Genomic DNA, 19,008 nt, shown 5'->3' with positions numbered 1-19,008 from the left:
CGCCATTCCAGCACACCCGCGACCACCGGGCAACATCGACAGGAGCCGCTGCCGGCGGGTCCGGGCCGCCGGGCCGGCGGGTACGACCGGTGATCGCACCCGCCGGCCGGCGGGGCTGGCTCAGAGGGTGAACACGAGTGTGGAGATGCTGCGCGCCGGGACGTTGATGGTGGCCTGACCGCCGTTGACGCTGGTCGGCTGGCTGGCCGCGTTGGCGTTCAGCGAGGTCAGGTAGTGCTCGGCCGCCGTCACGTTCTGCGGGGCCTGAACCACGGCGTTGTTCACCGCGCTGTTCGAGCGGTTGAGGATGACCAGGGTGACCTTGCCGCCGCCCTGGTAGGCGGTGACCTCCAGCGGCGACGCCTTGGAACTCTTGGTCAGGGCGACGCGCTGGTAGCCGGGGCGGACGTACTTGGCGTACTGGGAGAACGCGTACCCCCGCTTGAGCGGCGCTCCCGCCACCGTGCCGTACGCGGACTCGCCGTCGCCGATGAACGAGTAGTAGCGCTTGCCGTACCACCAGATGTAGGCGCTCCAGTTGGCCTCCATCGACCTGTGCACCGTACGCATGATGTCGTCGAGCGTCTCGTTCCAGACCGCCGTGTTGGCGGGGTTGCCCCAGATGTTGGAGCCGCCACCGTCGGCGGCGTGCAGGTTCCACTCGGTCATCCACACCGGCTTGTTGTACTGCGCGGCGAGGTTGTACGGCCGCAGTCGGCCGGCGTCCTCGGTGCCGTACAGGTGGCCGCCGATGTAGCCGATGTTGTTGCGGGCGGTGGTGTCGTTCAGCGTGGGGTCGGTGAAGTTGTAGTTCAGGTTCACCGCCTCGGCGACCATCAGCCTGGTGTTCTGCACCCGTGCGCCCTGGTCCCGGACGAAGTTGCGCAGCTCGGTGCCGCTCCAGTCCATCGAGTCGTAGTCCGGGTGCCAGTCCGGTTCGTTCTGCACGGAGGTGACGTCGATGGTCACTCCCTGGCCCCGCATGTACTGGACGTAGCTGTTCAGGTGGTTGGCGTAGTCGTCGTAGTAGTCGGTCCTCAGCTTCCCGCCGTTGACCCTGCTGTTGTTCGTCTTCCACGCCGCGGGAGCGGTCCACGGCGACGCGAGGATCTTCACGTTCGACCCGGACGCCTTCGCGGTCTTCAACGAGTTGACGTGCGTCGCCCACTCGCTGGACACCGGCGAGAGACCGGTGCGCACGATGGACAGGCCCAACTGGTTGGCGCCCATCCCGACGAGCGTCTGCGTCTCAGCGGTCGACCAGGCGCTTCCCCAGATCGACTGTGCCGCCCCGAACCCGTCGACGGTCTGATACCGGGTGGCGCTGTTCACGGTGATGTCCGCCGGCCCGCTCGGCGGCGGGGTGGTCGGGTCGGTCGGCGGCGGATCGGTCGGCGGAGTGGTGGGGTCGGTGTCGCCGGTGCAGGTCACCCCGTTCAACGCGAAGCTGGTCGGGGCGGGGTTGCTGCTGGTCCACGATCCGTTGAAGCCGAACGACGCGGTGCCGTTGGTGGCGATGCCCCCGTTGTAACTGACATTCTTCGCGGTGACCGCCGCGCCGCTCTGGGTCACCGTCGCGTTCCAGGCCTGGGTCACCGTCTGTCCGGCGCCGTAGGACCAGGTGAGCGTCCAGCCCGAGATCGCGTCGCCGAGATTGGTGATGGTGACGTTGGCCCCGAAGCCGCCCTGCCACTGCGACGACACCGCGTAATCCACCGAACAGCCGGCCGCGGCGGCGCCGGCCGGCACGGCCGTGGCCACCGCCGCCGAAGCCAGCAGGACGGCTCCCACCGACGTCAGGGCCATTGTGGTCTTTCTCGGTCTTCTCATCGACATTCTCCTGGGGTGTCGGGCCGCCCGGATCGACAGCCGGGCGCAGATGCGGGGCACGTGGCGTCGGCGGTACGGCCCGGGGCCGTGAACGCACCGAAGAGGACTTTCGGAGAAGCGGACAGCCGCGTCTGGTGGAGGGATCACCGCGGTTGACCCGACGCCCTGATCGGATCAACCGCCGGTTCACCGTTAGCGCTCACACGTGCGGCCCGTCGCACCCAGCGCCAAGGTCATCGGTGTCGTGCCGACGCCCGTGCTCCCGTACGACGCGCCGACCTACCCACATCGACCTTCGTGGATAGCCCTCTGCCCGTCAAGACGCCACGACGAAGTTTCGCGAAAGTATCGTTCCCCGTCTCGCCCCGGCTGGGCCCACCGCAGGCACAGCGGAGACCAGAGGGCACCAGCAGGGTCGCGGGCACGAAATGTTGTCGTGAACATTTCCTGCGCCCCGGCCGCCGCAGGGGTGCGGTGCACCGATCCGCTGAGCGAGCCACCGCTCACCCGTAGAATTTCTCGCGTGATCGAGCAGGGTCAGGGGCGCCACTCCCGCAAGCCTTGGCGCGGTGACCTGCCCATCGCCACGATCGCTGAACTCGCCGGTGTCTCCCCGCCGACGGTCTCCAAGGTCCTCAACGGTCGCAGCGGCGTGGGCGAGCAGACCCGGCAACGGGTGGAGGCGCTGCTGCGCGACCACGGCTACCGTCGACAACGCACCGGCGGCGCGACCCGCTGCGTCGAGGTGGTCTTCCACCAGATGCTGCCCTCGATCGCCATGGAGATCCTACGAGGTGTGCAGGAGATCGCCGGCGTACGCGACCACACCGTCGGCTTCACCGACATCCGACGACGCGTACTGGCCGGCCAGCCGTGGGTGGAGTCGTTGCTGCTGCGTCAACCGACCGCCGTCATCACGGCGTTCGCCCTGGTCACCGCCGAGCACGGCAAGCGGTTCGCGGCGGCCGGCATACCGTTGGTCGCCATCGATCCCAGCGGGGACCTGTCCCCCACGCCCGCGGTCGGGGCCAACAACTGGAGTGGCGCTCTCGCCGCCACCCGGCACCTTCTCGACCTCGGCCACCGGCGGATCGGCGTGATCACCGGCCCCGGCGACGACCTGTCCGCACGGGCGCGACTGGACGGCTTCCGCGCCGCGCTGGACCATGCCGACGTCCCGCTCGACGAGACCCTCGAACGGCGCGGCGTCTTCAGCTTCGACGGTGGCCACGAGCTCGGCAGGGAGTTGCTCGCCCGAGACGCGCCGCCGACCGCCGTCGTCTGCGGAAACGACCTCCAGGCGCTGGGCGTCTACGCGGCGGCGCGGGAGCGCGGCCTGCGCATTCCGGAGGACCTCAGCGTCGTCGGCTTCGACGACATCGACCAGGCCGCATGGCTGTCGCCGCCGCTGACCACGGTGCGCCAACCCTTCGGCGAGATCGGCGCGACAGCCGCCCGGCTCGCCCTGGCCCTGGCCGACGGCGGGCGCCTGACCCAGGAACGGTACGAACTCGGCACCACCCTCGTGGTGCGCGGCAGCACCGCGCCGCCCGCCATCCGCTGAGCCCGAAACCGCCGACACCAGGGCGAGCGCGGGGTGCTCGGTCCAGCGCGCCCCGTCGAGGACCTGCCGGATCAGCAGCATCGCCCGGCTGTGACCCGCCGTGCTGAGCACGTCCAGCGCGTCCAGGACGTCCGGCGGCAGACGCCCGGAATCGCACTGTTCAAGACCTGCGCTGCCGACTCGGGCCCCCTGTTCCCGCGCGCGCAACTACGCAATTTTCACCGACGCGGTGCCGAGCCCCGCTGACGGATGGTCTAGCTGTCCACCAATTCGACGTGATCGAGCAGACGGGGAAGCTTCATGATCACCCAGACCGACGTCGCCACCGCCGCTACGGCACCGCCCCGCTGGCAGGACCTGACCGGGCGCATCCTGATGGCGATCACGGCAGCCACCACCCTGGTGCCGTTCGTCGAGGGCGTCACCCGCCTCGGTGACCTCTCCGACGACCTGATCCTGACGGAGTACTGGCGGACCTGCGCCTACCTGGTCTTCGCCGGGATGTGGGCCCTGCTGGCGGTCGCGCCCCGCAAGCAGCGCGGCATGTGGGAACTCCTGCTGCTCCACAAGATCGCGGTCACCATCCAGGCGGCGTTCATCATCGATGTTCCGCACGCGAAACTCACAGTGATCGCCGACGGGTTCGTCTCGCTGATGACCATCGCCGCCTACCTGCTCTGCCGTGGCTGGCACACCTGGCGCCGCGGGGCGCTCGGACCCAACGACAACCGCTGAGAGGAATACCGTCCGGCTGCTCGCCGACGGCGTGCTCGACCCGCAGATCGCCGCGCGCATCCCACTGGCCGAGGCCGCGTCGGCGCTGGCGCTCGCCGAGTCCCGTACGGTGGCGGGCAAGGTGATCCTCGTGCCCTGAGTCCAGCCGCGTTGCCGGCCTCTGCCGTACTCAGTGGGGCACTGACGGCCGCTCGGGGGGTTTGCCTCTGGCGCGCAGCACGTCGGCGGTGGCGATACCGGCCAGAACAGCCACGGCGGCGACGGCGACGGTCAGCGGCGGCACGAAGATCATGGCGGGCGAGATCCCGGCGAGCACGAGCGCGCCGATCAGCCGGGAACGGGAGACCCGGGCGAACACCGCGTGCTCCATCAGGGCACGCCCGGCCAGGAACAGGATCGGCCCGCCGAAAATGGCGACGATCCAGTCCGGCTCGGTGTGCCCGAACGGGTGCGTGATCACGATCTCGTAGCCGACGGCGACCGCGACGATGCCCGTGATCATGAGGACGTGCGCGATGAACACCTCCCGGATGAGGCGGGACGGTTCGCGGGCGGCCGCGAGCGCCTGCGGCAACAGTTGGCCCGCCTTGTAGACGTAGACGCGGAACAGCAGCACCGTGGTGGCGAACGCGACGGCGAAGGCGGCGACGGCGCCACTCCCTCGAAACGAGGTGTCGCTGTAGGCCGAACCGGTCGTCAGGATGAGCTCGCCGAGGCCGATGATGAAGAACTGTCGGTAGCGCTCGGAGATGTACTCCGCGGAGACCGGCCACTGCTGCGGGGTGGCGAGGGTCCACGGGGCGGGGTAGAAGAGCACCAGCGCCGTCCCGTCGATGGCGACGGCGATGCCCCACAGCAGCCCGCGCGCCGGGTCCGGCAGGATCGCGCCGACGATCCACGGCACGGCGGACAGCGAGAACCAGAGCAGCACCCCGGCCGCGCGGCGCTGTGCCGGGTGACCGCGCAACGACGGCACGATGATGCAACCACGAATGAGGTGGACCGCGACGTACGCGCCGGCGAACACCAGGCTGCTGTCGCCGAACGCCCGGGGCACGGCGACAGCCATCGTCATCGCGCCGAGCATGGCCACGTAGACCAGCGCCTGAAGCTGCGGCGCCGACGCGTCGTAGATGTCGGTGACCCACGCCGTGACGAACCAGACCAGGAGGAAGGCCAGCAACAGCACCAGCGTCTCGCCGGCCTCGGCGACGACCGTCCGTCGGTCGGTGAGGTCCTCCACCAACCGGTGGGAGACCCGGTTCAGCGCGAAGACGAAGACCAGGTCGAAGAAGAGCTCCAGCAGGCTCGGCCGCTCCGGCTGCCCCGGCTTACGGAGTACGGCCTCCGCCCTCATTGACATACGGCCGCCCGATTCCGCCTGCTATGTTCCGTCCCCGGGCATTGATACCACGCCCCGCCTCCCGTCGAGGCCGTTACGGGGCGACGGTGGCGGACCTGCTCGGGCGGCGGTGCGACAGCGAGCCACGCGACAGGGTGGCAGAACGTGAATCGCACCTGATCCGAACATTCTCCCCCTAGGTTCGATGCGCAGGACGCCGCCGAACCGGGGAGAGACGTGGACAGCTATCCGGCGATCGAGGATCACGGGCTCATCGGCGACCTGCAGACCGCCGCGCTGGTGACCTGCGACGGGACCGTCGACTGGTTCTGCGCGCCGCGCTTCGACTCGCCAAGCATCTTCGCCGCGCTGCTAGACAAGGAGAAGGGCGGCTATTTCCGGATCGCGCCCTGCGACGTGGAGTACGTGACCAAGCAGCTCTACCTGCCCGGCACACCCATCCTGATCACCCGCTTCATCAGCGCCGACGGCGTGGCCGAGGTGATGGACTTCATGCCCGTCACCGGCGAGCGGGCCACCGACGTGCACCGCCTGGTCCGCATCGTCAACATGGTCCGGGGCAGCATGCGTTTCCGGGTGGAGTGCCGACCCCGGTTCGACTACGCCCGCGAGCCGCACCAGGTGGAGACCCACCGCTCCGGATTCGTCTTCCGCGGCCGGTCGGCGACGCTGACGTTCAACCCGGTCGACCCGGTGCGCCGGTTGATCGCCGAACAGGGCGACGTCCACCTGGAGGGCGGCGATCTCGTCGCGTACGGCACCCTCAACCAGGGTGACACCGGCGGGGTGGTCCTGGAGACGGGCGGTAGCGAGCCGCGGGTCGTCCCCCCGGAAGAGGTCCAGGGCATGTTCGAGTGGACCCGGGACTACTGGCGGCGGTGGGTGGAGCGCTCGCGCTACACCGGTCGCTGGCGGGAAATGGTCGAGCGGTCCGCCATCACGCTCAAACTCATGACGTACGCGCCGACCGGCGCGATGATCGCCGCGCCCACCGCCGCGCTGCCCGAGCTGGTCGGCGGCACGCGTAACTGGGACTACCGCTACACGTGGGTGCGGGACACCTCGTTCTCGGTGCACGCCCTGCTCGGCCTCGGTTTCACCGAGGAGGTCAGCCGGTACATGGACTGGCTGGACGAGCGGATCCGCGAGGCCGGTGACCTCCAGGACCCACTGAAGATCATGTATCGGGTGGACGGCTCGTCCGACCTGCACGAGGAGGTGCTCGATCATCTGGAGGGCTACCGGGGCTCGCGGCCGGTGCGGATCGGCAACGGGGCCGCCGACCAACTCCAACTCGACATCCACGGCGAGGCGCTGTACGCCATGCATCTCGCCGACGAGCAGGGCATCCGCGTCTCGCACCAGGTGTGGAAGAGCACCGTCCGGCTCGTCGACTGGCTCTGCCGCCACTGGGACCGGGCCGACGCCGGCATCTGGGAAAGCCGCCACCACCCCCGGAACTACACCTTCGGGCGGGTGATGTCCTGGGTCGCGCTGGACCGGGCGATCCGGCTGGCCACCCGGACCGGCCGGCCCGGGGACATCACCTGCTGGACCCAGCAGCGCAACCTCATCTACAGCCAGGTCATGGAGCGCGGATACGACAGGGGCCGCGGCTCCTTCGTGCAGGCGTACGACGAGAGCGTGCTGGACGCCGCGCTGCTCGCCATGCCGTCGGTCGGTTTCGTCACGCCGAGCGACCCGCTGTGGCTCTCCACGTTGGCCGCGATCGAGCGGGAACTGGTCTCCGACAGCCTGGTGCACCGCTACGACCCGGTGCACTCCCCCGACGGGCTCCCCGGCCACGAGGGCACCTTCAACATGTGCACCTTCTGGTACGTCGAGGCGCTGGCCCGCTCCGGCCGCCTGGACGACGCCCGGCTCACCCTCGAGAAGATGTTCACGTTCAGCAACCACCTCGGCCTCTACGCCGAGGAGATCGCCGCGACCGGCGAGCAGATCGGCAACTACCCCCAGGCGTTCAGCCACCTCTCACTGATCAACTCGGCGCTGACGCTCAACGACCTGCTCGACGCCGAGGCCGACGCCCGCCGCCGCCGCTAGCGTCTGGTGCCCGACCGGCGCCGCGTCGTTTAGCGGCGGGCCGACCCGGGCAGTGATCAGCCCGACGACAACTCGGCGGGAGGACATAACCATGGAAATCGCTGGCTTCTTCAGCGCGATCATCATCGGCCTGATCATCGGTGTGGTGGGACGACTCATCCTGCCCGGCAAGCAGAACCTGTCGTTCCTGGTGACGGTCGCCGTCGGCATCGTCGCCGCGATCCTCGGCACGCTGCTCGCCGGCGCCCTCGGCGTGGACGACACCGCCGGCGTCGACTGGATCGAGCTGGCCCTGCAACTCGCCTTCGCGGTGGCCGGCGTCGCGATCCTCGACCGCACCTACGGCCGCCGTACCCACTGATCACCTCCGCCGCGCGGGCCCGTCCTCCCGGACCGGCCCGCGCGGCGCTGTCCGGGCCCCTCCCACGGGGGCGATCGGTGTCGACATCGGGAAGGGCTTGACGGGTCGACGTCCATCACGCAAGGTCGAGATGAATCGACAGACTCGAATGGATTGACCCGGGAGAACCGATGAAGGCCCTCGTGACCGCCGCCTCGGCTGCGGCCCTGCTGCTCCTGGCCACCGGCAGCGCGTCCTACGGCCGGCCAGCGGCCGACGCGCCCTGCGCCGGGCAGGTCCACCCGAACCCGGGGTTCGAACGTGGCACCACCGGCTGGACCGCCGGACCCCGTATCGTCGTGCTGGGCGACGCGACCCGGCCCGCGCACACCGGCCGCGCGTACGCCACCTTCGCGGGGCTGGACGTCACGCGCAGCGACCTGCTGCGCACCACCGTCACCGTGCCGGCCAACTGCGACCTGACGGTCCGCTTCTGGGTTCGGACGACCACCACCGAGACCACCCGCGGCGACTACCTGAACGTCGGCCTGGCGGTCACCGGCATACCCCCGAAGACCCGGTTCTCGCTGGCCTTCGACGGCGGGTCGCAGTGGCGGGAATACAGCATGTCGACCGGGACGGCGACGACCGAGCGCACCGCGACGGTCAGCTTCCTCGGCAGCGAGGCGGCCGGGAATGGCGTCACGACCTTCGACGTCGACGACGTGACCCACACGTTGAGCTGATCGCCAGGTGCGACCGGCCGTCAACTGTTGAACGACTGCGCGCCCAACTCCCACCGGCGCAGGTCGACAGGGGACTGCTCGGCGCGCATCGCCGCGATGTTCTCCCGCAGGTGGCTCAGGTGCAGGGAGAACGCCGCCGGGTGCGCCCCACCCCAGCGGCCGAAGATCTCCTCGGCCTCCGCGTTGTGCTGCAACGCCTCGGTCCGACGGCCCAACTGCCACAGGTAGCCACTGAGGTTCGCCAGCACGGCTGCCAGGTCGAGCTCGAAGGCCACAGCGTTGGCCCGAACCAGGTCGCGGAAGATCTCCACCGACTCGTCGGCTGCCGTCGCCGCCGCGCCGGGCTGCCCCAGCTCGGCGTGCCGCAGGCCGACCGTGTTCAGGGTGAGCGCCAACTCGGGCAGGTGGACCGCCGGCGCGTCGGCGCTGAGCCGACGCCAGATCCGCTCCGCTCGGCGGACCGTCATCAGCGCGTCCACGCCCCGGCCCAGGTGCGCCTCGATCACCGCCAGGTTGGTCAGCGCCCCGGCCAGACCCTGCTCACTGCGCACGCTCCGGCGACCAGCGGTGAACAACTCGACAGCCCGTCGACCCGCCCGCTCGGCGATCTCGTGCCGCTCGAGATTCGACAACCGGAGAGCGAGACTGTTCAACGCCTCTGCCAGCGCCCATCGCATCGACCCGCCCTGCTCGCCCGGCCCGTCGGCGAGCGGGGTGAGCAGCTCCACCGCCCGTTGCGCGCTCTCCAACGCCTCCGGGTAACGGTTCACCGCGGCCAGCCGGTGCGCCCGCAGGTGCAGGGCGAGGGCGAGCAGCTCGGTCGTGTCCGCCGAGGCGGTGGCGGCGGCCGCCGCCTCTCCCGCCGCGACCGCCAGATCGGCCTGCTCCAGCGCCGCCTCGCGCTCCCCCGCCTGGGCCAGCCGCCGCCCGTACGCGATGTGCAGCCGGGCCCGCTCGGCCGGGCCCGGATCAGCGGCGAGGCGGGCCGCTACGACGCGGGCGACCACCTCGCGCGCCACGACGTCGAAGTCGACGTGCCGCCGGGGCGGCAGGAACGGCTCGATCCGCGCCAACAGCCCGACGTCCACGTCCGGCAGGTCGATGATCCGCGCGAGCACCGACCCGCCGGCAGCGGTGGCGAGCGCCGGATCGTCACGCAGGGCCGGCAGCACCACCGCGGCGGCCACGTGCCGCCAGCTCGACGCCACCTCGACGAGCATCGTGAGGGCGGCTGCCCGCATCCGCGCCTCCTCCGCGGATGCGACCGGCCCGCGCAGCATCGCACGCACGAGCGCGACCGCCCACGGCTTCGGCACGTACGACGACCGACCATGACCAGGGATCGCCAACGCCAGGTACGCCTCCGCGAAGCGGTCGGGCTGCAACGGCTCCAGCACCCAGCCCGCGTCTCGGGGCGGATAGCAGGTCGAGTGGTCGGCCAGAAGCTGAGCGACGACGTCCGGACCGCCGCCCACACCGGCTCGATCCAGGACCGCCTGCCCCACGGGGTACGGGACCGCACCGGTGAGCGCCGCGATGAGAACCGCTCGATCGAGCTGCTCCACTGAGCTCGTGACCGCCCCGCCCGCCCGCAACTGCCGCCAGTGCCCGACCTCCCGGTCCAGCAGGTACCCGTACATCTCCACCACCGTGGACGGCAGCGGCAGGTCCCGATCGTGACTGACCGCCACCGCGACCAACGCGGCCAACTGGAGACTCAGCGCCGATCCGTACGCCGGATCGGCCAGGTCCGGAGCGCGCACCGCGTCGATGCGGGCACCCGAGACGAGCGCGGCGAAGCGGGCCGCGGCGACGTCGAAGAGGCGTTCCCTGGCGGGGACGTCGGGCGCCAGCGGGGCCAGCTCGCACTCGCTGACCGACACCCTGAGAGTGGCCGGCAGCCAGTGCCGCAACTCCTGCCACCAGTACCCGACCGCCCGGGCCAGCACCAGCACCCGCACCGGGCCGTCGCGGTGGAGTCGGGGATCGGTGAACAGCGCCTGGAGGTCGCCGGCCGGCCACCAGTCGCCGTAGTCGACGAGCACCAGGAGCCCGGCGGCGGCCTGGTGGGAGTCGCGGGCGGCGAGGCGGTCCGGGCCACCCGGATCACGGTGCGCCCGCACCACCTCCCAGCCGGCCTGCCGGGCCGTCTCCGCGAACTGGTCGGCGAGGCGCGTCTTGCCCTGACCGCCCGGCGCGTGGATCAGCCGCACCGCGCGGTCGGGCCGGTCGTCCTCGACGGTCAGCCACTCCAGCAGCGCCCGCCGCTCGTCGTCGCGGCCGAAGAACTCGACAACCCGGTGCCGCGCGTCGAGCAGCTCGGCGAGGCGCAGTGTCTCCACCGGACGGGGCGCCGTGTCGTCCACCGTGGTCAGTCGATACCGCGGCAGCCCGACGGTGATGTCGCCGTCGACGAACCCGGATATGGCCACGCTGCCCGGGGCGGCAGCCCAGGCGTCGCCGGTGTTACGCAGGAAGTACCCGCCCGGAGTCGGCCCGGCGGCCGGATCGCGTCTCATCGGCGGCGACGGACGATCCCGCTGACCGCCTGCCCACCGTCCTCGGCGGTGGAATCCCCGGTGCCGGAGACCTCCATCGCCGTGGCGTCGTCGGCAGGGGCATCGATGCCGGAGGTGGCGTAACCTGCGCCTCGTGCCCGGGCCGCCCCGGTGTCGCGGGCACGGAGCCCGGGCCGCGCCCCCGGGAGCGCCGCCCACAGGGCCACTCCGACACCGGCGAGCCCCGCCAACGCGGACACACCGGTCGCGATCCTGTCGGCCGAGTCCCACCGCAGAACGACGAAGGTCGTAGCCAGCACCGCGACCAGCAGCCCGGTGATCAACAACACGAGGTGACGGCGGGATCTCATACGGTCATCGTGACGTGCCCGTCAAGTGGTGGGGCTGATGACTGGCGAGACGTGCAGAATGCCGTGTGTGCTGAACACTGTCGACTCTCCCACCAGTGACGCGTCCCGCACGGCAGCCCGGGTCGTGACGGAAGTGTTCGCGCCAGCGCTCCTGGCTGCCCTCATGCCGGTCGCGGCCACCATCGACACCACCCGACCGTTGGCGCACGGCGACCTGGGCTGGGCTCTGCTGGCGACACTGTTCTGCTCCGTCATCCCCAACAGCCTCATCTGGTACCAGGTCCGGAGAGGGCGCCTGACCGACCACCACATCCGCGAGCGCAGGCAGCGGGCGAAACCTCTCGCGTACGGACTCCTCTCCGTTCTGGTCGGCTTGGCCGTCCTTGTCGGTCTGGACGCCCCCCGTACGGTGGTTGCGGTGGTCGTCGTGATGTTCGGCGTAGGCGTCGCCGTGACCGTGATCAACCTGCTCTGGAAGCTCAGCATCCACGCCGCCGTCGCCGCCGGATCGGCGGCGATCCTGGTCATCGTCCACGGAGTGGTGCTGCTGATACTCATCCCTGTGGTGGCCGCGGTCGGCTGGTCCCGCGTCCAGTTACGCGAGCACACCACCGGTCAGGTCGTCGCCGGTGCCGCCGTCGGGCTCGCTGTCGCGGCGCCGACGTTCCTGCTGCTTCGCTGAGACCTCTGACCCGGTCCGATAATCGGGCGTCTCGCCGTGGCGCGTCCACTACCGTGCCGCCCCATGGAGAACACCACCCTTCGTACCGCACGCCTCGAACTTCGTCCGGTACGTAGCGAGGACGTCGACCGCATCCTCGAGTACCGCAACCTGCCCGAGGTCACCCGCTGGCTCCTGCGCACGACGGTGGAGCCCGCGTCCTTTCGGGCAGCGTGGCAGCGTGCGGCGGAGGACCCCAACGACCACAGCGTCGCGGTCACGCTCGACGGCGTGGTGATCGGAACCGTCTCGCTCGACGTCGTCGACGGCATGGGGCAGCCCGGCATGCCAGCGCGGACGGAGGCCGAACTCGGCTACATCTTCGATCCGGCCTACGGCGGCCACGGCTACGCGACCGAGGCGGTCACCGCGATGGTCGCGCACGGGTTCGACAGGTTGGACATCCGCAGGATCACCGCCGGCTGCTTCGCCGACAACCTCGCCTCGGTGCGGATCCTCGAGAAGGTCGGCATGCGTCGTGAGCAGCACGGCGTCGGCGACTCCTGGCACGCCGAGCTGGGCTGGGTCGACGGCTACACCTACGCCCTGCTCGCCGCGCAGTGGCGTCGAGAGACGACGCCATCGAGGTAGGCCAAACCGTGTGACAGTCGTCTAACTGGCCGTGGCACTGCCACCGAGCCCGTCCGGGTCGACGTCGCGAATGACCATCTCTCGGATCTCGATGATGCCGGGCCAGTACCGGGAAACCGGGTCGGTGCCCCGGCGAAGCCAGAGGCTGGTGCCGTCGGCGGCCGTGGCGGTGTCGATGACGTGGTCGGCGTCCGCCTCGATCCGGCCGATCTTCACCGGCCCCAGGCCGAGCCGCTCCGCCTCGGTCGCCAGGTCGGCACGGGCGAGGAACAGCAGGGCCGCGCGGCCCGGGTCCACGCTGACCGCGGCGGGCTCGATGCGGGTCAGCCACGGCCCCAGCGCCTCCACCGTCCCGACGATCGTGCTCGCCGGGAGGGTGACGAAGAGCCGCGCGACGACGTCGGCCTGGGCCGGCCCGATGTGCAGGGTGCGGTCGGGAGTGCGGCCGGCCCCGTGGGTCGTACCCTCGATGCCCAGGTCCTGGTCGGCCCGGTCGATGACCAGCCGGGTGGCCGGCGGACCGGGCGGGGGTACGCCGGTCTCCGCGTAGCGGACGTTTCGCGCGTAGGTGAAGTCCTGCTCGCGCCAGCCGAAGCGGTGCAGCAGCCGCTCCGCCAGGGAGTGCATCGCGCTTTCCTCGCTCCCGGCCACCCGGTAGCCCGACAGCAGCAGGTCTGCGCGGTCGTCATCGACGTCGATCCCGTCGGCGCCGATCTCGTCAGCGAGTGGAGCGTGGCGACGCACGGTGTCGGCGGCGGTCGCGGTGCCGCGTTCCAGGCTGAGCATCGCCTTCATCCGGAACGGCGGCCTGCTCCTCGCCACAGATTCTCCTTACCGGTTGTCGGTGCGAGGTATTCCCTCCATCGCCACGGGAGGCACGGTAACCAGCGGGCTACCGAGCGAACAACCGGTTTGGGCGGTGGGAGCCTGCGGATGAGAACGTCGAGCGACTGTCCGCCGCGACCGGGTACGACGCGGACCGCATTCTCCAATACCTGGCGAACGCGCGAGATGCCGTGCGGCGCGCCAGGTCGGTCCACGGCGGCATCAGACTCTGCCAGGATCGGCGCGTGGTGAACGTCTGGTCCGGAGTGACGATCGACTGCCTCGACCCCGTTCGGGTGGCGCGATTCTGGAGCGCTCTGCTCGGTCGCGAGTCGGGGCCGTCGCAGGACGGCTGGGTCTACCTCGGTGAACGCGGTGATCCGCAGCCGCGCCTGGTGTTCCAGCCGGTGTCGGAGCCCAGCGCGCACAAGGTACGCATTCACCTGGACGTCACCGTCGACGACATCGACGAGGCTGTGGCAATGGTGGTCGGCCTCGGTGGCAGGTCCACCGGTGAGCGACACGACTACGACGAGGGCGTGGTAGTCGTCATGGCCGACCCGGAGGGCCACGAGTTCTGCCTGGTCCAGTACTACCGCTGACGCTGGTTGACTTCGAGCGGACTTGAGGTTGCACGCTTCCGGAGTTCGCGTCGGCGAACGGTTGGAGGCAGGTGGCATGCGAGTCGTCCAGGCGATCCGGTTCGGGGGTCCTGAAGTGCTGGTCCCGGGCGAGGCACCGGACCCGGTGGCTGGTCCGGGTCAGGTCGTGGTCGAGGTGGCCGTGGCGGGCATGACGTTCGTCGAGACGCAGATCCGGCGGGGTACCGCCCGATGGCATGAACGGCCGCAGCTGCCGTACGTGCCGGGCGGCCTGGTGGCCGGGACCGTGAGCGCGGTCGGCCCGGACGTGGATCCGGCCTGGCTGGAGCGGCAGGTCCTGGCCCGCACGGGACAGACCGGCGGCTTCGCCGAGCGGGCGGCGGCCCAGGTCGGAGAGCTCTTCCCGGTGCCGGACGGTCTCGGCCTGCCGGAGGCCATCGCCCTCTACGGCGACGGCAGCACCGCGCAGGGGCTGGCCGAGCGCGTCACGATCGGACCTGGCGACTGGGTTCTGGTGGAAGCGGCGGCGGGTGGGGTCGGCAGCCTGCTGGTGCAGCTCGCCAAAGCGGCGGGCGCGCGGGTCGTCGGGGCGGCGCGCGGAAGCCGGAAGCTCGATGTGGCCAGGAAGCTCGGTGCCGACGTGACCGTCGACTACTCCGAACCGGGATGGGCCGACCACGTACGCGAGGCGACGGGTGGCCCGGGACCGGACGTGGTGTTCGACGGTGTCGGTGGCGAGATCGGGCGTGCCGCGTTCGCGGTGACCGCCCGAGGCGGCCGGTTCTCGGTGCACGGCGCCTCCAGCGGTGAGCCCACGCTCATCGACCCGGCGGAGGCGCATCGGAGAGGGGTGACGGTGATCGGCATCGAACAGCTCTTCAGCTTCAGGCCACACATGGTGCGGTGGGCGGAGCGGATGATGTCGCACGCTGCGGTGGGACTCGTTCGGCCGGTCATCGGACAGACCTTCCCGCTGGAACGTGCCGCCGACGCGCACGCCGCAATCGAGAACCGCACCGCCGTGGGCAAGACCCTGCTGCTGATCTGATGCCGTCAGACCCGCACCGGACCGCCTCGGACGTCGACCGCCGGGGCGGTTCGCCGTTGAACGCGCAGCCCGGCCCTGAGCACGTACAGCTCGCGCTTGGCCTTGGCCAATCCCCGCGCGTCGAGCACGTAGCCCGTGATCCACAGCCAGCCGGTGTACGGGTCGACCTCGCCGACTGACACCACGCGCAGCCTCAGCTCCCGGTCCCCCCCGAACTGCACCGAGCAGGCCGACCCGACCAGCACGACGTCTCCCGGACGGAGTGCGGTCATGGAGGCCACGGCGACCGGTCCGTGCCTGGTCACCGGCTCTCACCTGGCCAGTGACCACGGTTGATCGGGACCTTGTGTCTGGTGCGGCACGGCAGCTCGTTCCCGCACCTACAGACGTTGCGCCACTTGATCCACGACCACACCGGCTTGTGCCTGCGGGCCAGGGTTGTGGCTACTGCCGTGAGGTACTGGTTGTAAGAGATGCGCCTGCCCATCTGTCCTCCCTCGGAGATGGGAGGTGGCGACTGGTCCACGCACGGCCACTCGATCGCCACACCCAACGTCATCGTTTACTCACGCGGCGACAGATGCAATATTACATTTTGGATGAAACGATATAGTAGATTTCACATTGACCCACTCCGTTGCTAAGAGTGGCCGACAGGTGTTACATACCGAGCGCAGGTTTCGCCCGGTATGTAGTCACGGAGAGGAAGTAGCCAGTGACGACAGACACCGGATCAACAGTTCCGAGGCGTCAGCTCGGGCGATACCTGCGGCAACTTCGCGAGGAAGCACGCATGACGGTCAAGGCGGCAGCCGACTCTCTGGAGTGGTCCACCCCGAAGATCTGGCGCATCGAGACTGGTGCCACCTCGATGCGGTCGCTCGACGTGGAAGCGATGTGCAAGGTTTACCGGGCGTCACCAGAATTGACCGTGGCTCTGATGGGTCTCGCCAAGGAGACGAAGGGCCGCGGCTGGTGGCACTCCTATGGTGACGCCATCCCTGAATGGTTCGAGTTGTACGTGGGGCTGGAAGCCGCTGCCGCCCGCCTCCGAACCTATGAGGTCCAACTTGTCCCCGGTCTGTTGCAGACCGAGGCGTACGCCACCCGCGTCTACGAGGTAGCCCGCCCCGACATGACCCACGAGGAGAGACAGCGTGGGGTAGCCGTACGCCTCGGTCGACAAGGTCTTCTGACCCGTCTCACCCCACGTGCGCCGCAGTTTGACGTGCTGCTCGACGAGGCCGTCCTGCGGCGCGGCGTAGACGTGGAGCAATTACAGCGCCTGGTCACGGTCAGTCGGCAGCCAAACGTCTCGCTGCGGGTGATCCCGCTCGCCGTGGGCCTACACAAAGGCAACATGACCAGCGGCACGTTCACGATCCTTGACTTCGAAGGAGGAACTGAGCCCTCAATCGTCTACTCCGACAGTCTCACCGGGGCCTTGTACCTCGACAAACCAGGTGAGGTCGCAGCGTACGGGGAGGCGTGGGCCGCCATGGAGTCGCCAGCGCTCACCCAGGCGCAGTCCCGCAAACTCATAGCAACGATCGCAGAGGAACAGTGATGACCACGCTCAAGTGGAAGAAGAGCACGCGCAGCAACGGGGGCGGCAACTGCGTCGAGGTTGCCAGACCGTCCCAGGTCGTCCTGGTCAGAGACTCCAAGGACCGGGAGGGAGCGATGCTGTCCTTCGACGCCGACCGGTGGGTCGACTTCGTACAGGGCATGAAGGCTGGCGAATTCAACGCCTGAACGGCGGTGCCGGGTGTGGTGACCCTCAACGACCGCACCCAGCTACCGAAAGTGTCCGTGCCGCGGTGGAGACGAGGAGCATCAGCGCCATGGATCCCTCAGACGATCGGCAACTGGCAGCGGCAACTCCTCGTCGCGCCGGGCCCGACGACGCCCCGGCGGTCGCGGACGTCCTCATCCGGTCACGTCGCGCCGCCGCGATTCCCCCGGCGGTCCACTCGGATGCCGAGGTGCGCGACTGGTTGAGGGCGGTCGTCATCCCCCAGCGTGAGGTATGGCTGGCGGAGAGGCGCGACGGCGCTGTGTTGGCGGTGCTGGTCCTCCACGACGACTGGCTCGACCAGCTCTACGTCGAACCATCCGTCACCGGTCGCGGGCTGGGTTCGCAGCTCGTCGCGCTTGCCAAGTCGCGTCGACCGGAGGGACTTCAGCTTTGGACGTTCGCGACGAACGTCGCGGCGCAGAGGTTCTACCTCCGTCACGGCTTCACCAGACTCGAGACTGATGACGGGTCCGGCAACGAGGAGAAGGCGCCAGCCATCCGGTTCGCCTGGACCCCGGCCTCTGTTCAATGACCGCGGAACGCCTCCTCCAGCCACCACGAGCCGCGCGCGCCGGAGACCTTCGCGTCGATCACCAACGGTCGGGTACGCGGGCCGGCGAGCCAGCCGCGCACCGGTTCGAGTCGTCGACGGTCCGGACGGGCGACCGCCGCGCCGAGCGCGCTGGCCAGGCCGAGCCCGACCGACTGGAACGCCTGGGTGAAGCAGAACCCGGCAACGTCCGGCACGTCGAGCCACATCGACGGGTAACCCATGAAGTTCCCGGAGTCGACCGCCACCGTCCGCTCGGGCGGCAGCAGGTCGTCCAGGGCGGCCGAAAGCGTCCGCGGGTCGATCGTCGCCGGGGCGTCGTCGCGAGGCGGCACACCCTCGTCGGAGCACGGGACCGACCGCCAGCGGCCGTGCTCGCGAATCCGTCGGGCCAGCTCCGGCGTACGCCAATCGCCGGTCGCGGCGGCGTCCAGCCGACCGAGCACCGCCTCGGCGACCGCCGTCACCTCGCCGGCCACCGCCAGGTCGACCGGGCGGTTCACCCCGAACGCGGCCGGATCGTTGTCCACCTGGGCGACAACGGCGGAGGGCGAAATCAGTTCGCCGTGCCGGGTGGTCCACATGTTCAGCGTGCTGCCCCACGCGACGACGAGGTCCGCCGCGCCGATCAGCTCGGCGGCGAGCGGGGTGGCGAAGCGCCGGTAACGTCGAGGTTCCACGGGTTGCCGGCGAACAGTCCCTTCGCCGCCGCCGAGACCGCGAGCAGCGCGCCGCACGCGTCGGCGAGCCGGGTCAGCGGGTCCCGGGCGGCCCGAGCGCCCCGGCCCGCGATGAAGACCGCTCGACGGGCGGCCCGGAACGCCGCCAGCAACGGCTCGACCTGCGGGACGGTGGACGAAGCCGGCGCGACCGCGGAGATCGGGCCGGACCATGGGTTGGCCATAGCGCTCTGCACCTCCAACGGGAGGGCGAGCACCACCGTCGCGCCCCGGGCGGCGGCCCGATACGCGGCGCTGGCATCCTCGGCGGCGTGCTCCGCGCGTACCCGATGCAAGTCGGCGCCGATCGCGGCGGCCAGCGCCGGGAGGTCGAGGAAGAAGTTGGATCGCGGCGCGGTCGCCTCCGGGGCCAGGACCACCATCGGGGTACGGCTCTTCGCGGCCTCGGTGAGGCCGGTCAGCGCGTTGGTGACACCCGGACCCTGGTGTACGGAGAGCACGCCCACCGACCCGGAGGTGCGGGGCGTAGCCGTCCGCCATGCTCGCCGCGCCGCCCTCGTGGGCAGCCGCCACGAAGCGGGCGCCGGCCGCCACGAGCGCGTTCGTGACATGGAAGTTGCCGCTGCCGACGACTCCGAAGACGCACCGTGCGCCGTGCGCGTGGAGCACCCGCCCGACCACC

At 70.2% G+C, this 19,008-nt stretch carries 21 protein-coding genes; 13 read left to right on the top strand and 8 right to left on the bottom strand.

Annotated elements, in window-relative coordinates:
- Positions 1-120 precede the first annotated feature (120 nt).
- Positions 121-1,830 (bottom strand): cellulose binding domain-containing protein, encoded by a 1,710-nt coding sequence (locus tag O7634_RS22405; RefSeq protein ID WP_278152085.1) that lies wholly within the window; start codon positions 1,828-1,830, stop codon positions 121-123.
- Positions 1,831-2,353: 523 nt separating this feature from the next.
- On the opposite strand from O7634_RS22405, the gene O7634_RS22400 reads away from it, so the two are divergent.
- From O7634_RS22400 to O7634_RS22390, 3 genes are all read left to right on the top strand, one after another.
- The gene (locus O7634_RS22400) at positions 2,354-3,394 is read left to right on the top strand and encodes a LacI family DNA-binding transcriptional regulator (RefSeq protein WP_278152084.1); all 1,041 of its coding nucleotides are present in this window, start codon (positions 2,354-2,356) and stop codon (positions 3,392-3,394) included.
- A gap of 300 nt (positions 3,395-3,694) precedes the next feature.
- A complete protein-coding gene (locus tag O7634_RS22395) occupies positions 3,695-4,129 on the top strand; it encodes a hypothetical protein (RefSeq protein ID WP_278152083.1) in 435 nt (144 codons plus the stop codon).
- Complete coding sequence (locus O7634_RS22390) at positions 4,077-4,268, top strand: zinc-binding dehydrogenase (RefSeq protein WP_278152082.1); 192 nt, start codon at positions 4,077-4,079, stop codon at positions 4,266-4,268. Before O7634_RS22395 ends, O7634_RS22390 begins: the two co-directional genes overlap by 53 nt.
- Before the next feature lie 30 nt (positions 4,269-4,298).
- Here the strand turns inward: O7634_RS22390 and O7634_RS22385 are convergent, their stop codons facing one another.
- Positions 4,299-5,486, bottom strand: coding sequence for a low temperature requirement protein A (locus tag O7634_RS22385; RefSeq protein WP_278152081.1), 1,188 nt, complete (start codon positions 5,484-5,486; stop codon positions 4,299-4,301).
- Between the two features lie 222 nt (positions 5,487-5,708).
- Between O7634_RS22385 and O7634_RS22380 the strand changes: the two genes are divergently transcribed.
- The 3 genes from O7634_RS22380 (at position 5,709) to O7634_RS22370 (ending at position 8,642) form a co-directional block, all read left to right on the top strand.
- Positions 5,709-7,556: a glycoside hydrolase family 15 protein gene (locus tag O7634_RS22380; protein WP_278152080.1), complete on the top strand. Its 1,848-nt coding sequence runs from the start codon at positions 5,709-5,711 to the stop codon at positions 7,554-7,556.
- Between the two features lie 91 nt (positions 7,557-7,647).
- Complete coding sequence (locus O7634_RS22375; protein WP_278152079.1) at positions 7,648-7,917, top strand: GlsB/YeaQ/YmgE family stress response membrane protein; 270 nt, start codon at positions 7,648-7,650, stop codon at positions 7,915-7,917.
- A gap of 170 nt (positions 7,918-8,087) precedes the next feature.
- Entirely contained in the window at positions 8,088-8,642 is a 555-nt protein-coding gene (locus O7634_RS22370) for a hypothetical protein (protein ID WP_278152078.1), read from the top strand.
- Positions 8,643-8,662: 20 nt separating this feature from the next.
- On the opposite strand, the gene O7634_RS22365 is transcribed toward O7634_RS22370, so the two are convergent.
- Together O7634_RS22365 and O7634_RS22360 are read right to left on the bottom strand one after the other, a co-directional pair.
- Positions 8,663-11,161 (bottom strand): hypothetical protein, encoded by a 2,499-nt coding sequence (locus O7634_RS22365; RefSeq protein WP_278152077.1) that lies wholly within the window; start codon positions 11,159-11,161, stop codon positions 8,663-8,665.
- Positions 11,158-11,511, bottom strand: a complete 354-nt coding sequence (locus O7634_RS22360; RefSeq protein WP_278152076.1) for a hypothetical protein — start codon at positions 11,509-11,511, stop codon at positions 11,158-11,160. Before O7634_RS22360 ends, O7634_RS22365 begins: the two co-directional genes overlap by 4 nt.
- 163 nt (positions 11,512-11,674) lie before the next feature.
- Here O7634_RS22360 and O7634_RS22355 point away from each other — a divergent pair, with 163 nt between their 5' ends.
- Positions 11,675-12,193, top strand: a complete 519-nt coding sequence (locus O7634_RS22355) for a phosphoesterase PA-phosphatase (RefSeq protein ID WP_278154044.1) — start codon at positions 11,675-11,677, stop codon at positions 12,191-12,193.
- 63 nt (positions 12,194-12,256) lie between these two features.
- Positions 12,257-12,823 (top strand): GNAT family N-acetyltransferase, encoded by a 567-nt coding sequence (locus tag O7634_RS22350; protein ID WP_278152075.1) that lies wholly within the window; start codon positions 12,257-12,259, stop codon positions 12,821-12,823.
- Between the two features lie 21 nt (positions 12,824-12,844).
- Here the strand turns inward: O7634_RS22350 and O7634_RS22345 are convergent, their stop codons facing one another.
- Positions 12,845-13,645 (bottom strand): hypothetical protein, encoded by an 801-nt coding sequence (locus tag O7634_RS22345; protein ID WP_278152074.1) that lies wholly within the window; start codon positions 13,643-13,645, stop codon positions 12,845-12,847.
- 248 nt (positions 13,646-13,893) lie between these two features.
- On the opposite strand from O7634_RS22345, the gene O7634_RS22340 reads away from it, so the two are divergent.
- Entirely contained in the window at positions 13,894-14,250 is a 357-nt protein-coding gene (locus O7634_RS22340; protein WP_278152073.1) for a VOC family protein, read from the top strand.
- 76 nt (positions 14,251-14,326) lie between these two features.
- Complete coding sequence (locus O7634_RS22335) at positions 14,327-15,298, top strand: zinc-binding dehydrogenase (protein ID WP_278152072.1); 972 nt, start codon at positions 14,327-14,329, stop codon at positions 15,296-15,298.
- Positions 15,299-15,303: 5 nt separating this feature from the next.
- On the opposite strand, the gene O7634_RS22330 is transcribed toward O7634_RS22335, so the two are convergent.
- The gene (locus O7634_RS22330) at positions 15,304-15,570 is read right to left on the bottom strand and encodes a hypothetical protein (RefSeq protein WP_278152071.1); all 267 of its coding nucleotides are present in this window, start codon (positions 15,568-15,570) and stop codon (positions 15,304-15,306) included.
- 443 nt (positions 15,571-16,013) lie between these two features.
- Here O7634_RS22330 and O7634_RS22325 point away from each other — a divergent pair, with 443 nt between their 5' ends.
- From O7634_RS22325 to O7634_RS22315, 3 genes are all read left to right on the top strand, one after another.
- Complete coding sequence (locus O7634_RS22325) at positions 16,014-16,865, top strand: helix-turn-helix transcriptional regulator (protein WP_278152070.1); 852 nt, start codon at positions 16,014-16,016, stop codon at positions 16,863-16,865.
- Positions 16,865-17,053, top strand: a complete 189-nt coding sequence (locus tag O7634_RS22320; RefSeq protein WP_278152069.1) for a DUF397 domain-containing protein — start codon at positions 16,865-16,867, stop codon at positions 17,051-17,053. Before O7634_RS22325 ends, O7634_RS22320 begins: the two co-directional genes overlap by 1 nt.
- Before the next feature lie 89 nt (positions 17,054-17,142).
- Entirely contained in the window at positions 17,143-17,628 is a 486-nt protein-coding gene (locus O7634_RS22315; RefSeq protein ID WP_278152068.1) for a GNAT family N-acetyltransferase, read from the top strand.
- Here O7634_RS22315 and O7634_RS22310 read toward each other — a convergent pair.
- Together O7634_RS22310 and O7634_RS22305 are read right to left on the bottom strand one after the other, a co-directional pair.
- The gene (locus tag O7634_RS22310; protein WP_278152067.1) at positions 17,622-18,326 is read right to left on the bottom strand and encodes a hypothetical protein; all 705 of its coding nucleotides are present in this window, start codon (positions 18,324-18,326) and stop codon (positions 17,622-17,624) included. The two genes, O7634_RS22315 and O7634_RS22310, sit on opposite strands and share 7 nt — an antisense overlap.
- A complete protein-coding gene (locus tag O7634_RS22305) occupies positions 18,275-18,826 on the bottom strand; it encodes a thiamine pyrophosphate-binding protein (protein WP_278152066.1) in 552 nt (183 codons plus the stop codon). The genes O7634_RS22310 and O7634_RS22305 overlap by 52 nt, the downstream gene beginning before the upstream one ends.
- Positions 18,827-19,008 lie beyond the last annotated feature (182 nt).

It is taken from the genome of Micromonospora sp. WMMD1120 (assembly GCF_029626235.1).
Taxonomy (GTDB): Bacteria; Actinomycetota; Actinomycetes; order Mycobacteriales; family Micromonosporaceae; genus Micromonospora.
Note: the sequence above shows the minus strand (reverse complement) of the source record. Positions and strands in the feature narration are given on the sequence as shown.